The sequence below is a fragment of the Rheinheimera gaetbuli genome (assembly GCF_054781935.1).
The window spans coordinates 1-1,073 of sequence record NZ_BAAGTL010000030.1; the positions used below are offsets into that span (position 1 = coordinate 1).

At 44.1% G+C, this 1,073-nt stretch carries 1 protein-coding gene; it reads left to right on the forward strand.

The features are described 5' to 3' along the window. Positions 1-82: 82 nt before the first annotated feature. Positions 83-1,073 (forward strand): amino acid adenylation domain-containing protein (locus ACYVIC_RS19590; RefSeq protein ID WP_460862673.1); only part of this gene is annotated, 991 nt, incomplete at its 3' end.

Sequence of the window (1,073 nt, forward strand, 5' to 3'; positions counted from 1 at the left end):
TAGCAATATGCTGGGGATTAACTCAAGCTGCCTTGCCTATGTCATATATACCTCTGGCTCAACCGGGCAACCTAAAGGGGTTATGATTGAGCATAAAAGTTTGGTGAACACTATACACGCAACTGCCAAGCAACTTTCAGTCAATTGTAATTCAGCTTTTTTGCACAGTCTTTCTATTAATTTTGACGCCGCCAGTTGGGTGCTTTGGATGACTTTAACGAGAGGGGCAAAGTTGGTATTGACTAATGCTCAAGAACAATTAAGTGAAGGGGTAGTTGATTGTATAAATAGAGAACAGGTCACTCATCTAGTGATGACCCCATCTAGTTTGTTGACTCTGGAACAAACTAATATCTCAAGTGTGCAGGTTGTCACTGTCGGTGGGGAAGCTTGTCCTGAGAAACTAGTGGATGAGTGGTTCCCTAAGGTTCAATTCCTTAATGCTTACGGCCCTACAGAAACAACAATTTGTTCCAGTATTTATCAGGTAAGGGATAATCATAATACCGTCAGCATAGGTAATCCAATCAACAATACCTTTTTTTATGTAATGTCCAAGGAAATGAACCTGCTGCCAGAAGGCGTTTGTGGTGAACTTTACATAGGTGGTGACGGCCTCGCTCGCGGATATCTGAATAACGACTCTTTAACTGCCGAACGTTTTATTGCCAATCCTTTTTACGATCCTAATCGCGCAGGCAGTAGCAAACGAATTTATAAAACGGGTGATCTGGTGCGCTGGCTGCCAGATGGTAATCTGGCTTATCTGGGACGTATTGATCATCAGGTGAAATTACGGGGTTTCCGCATTGAGTTAGGAGAAATTGAAAGGTGCTTGGCCACTCAAGAGTATGTGCAGGAAGCTGTTGTATTGAGCAAGCTGTCTGAGCGGGGAGTAACCCAGTTAGTGGCTTATGTCAGTATCGGCAAGGAGAATGGGCTGCGGGCTGATGACAAGACAGGTAGAGACTGGAATACAATATTAGGTCAGTACAGTAGGCAATATTTGCCTGACTATATGATCCCCAGCGTCTTTGTGGTGCTTGAAAGCATGCCGCTTACACCCAATGGCA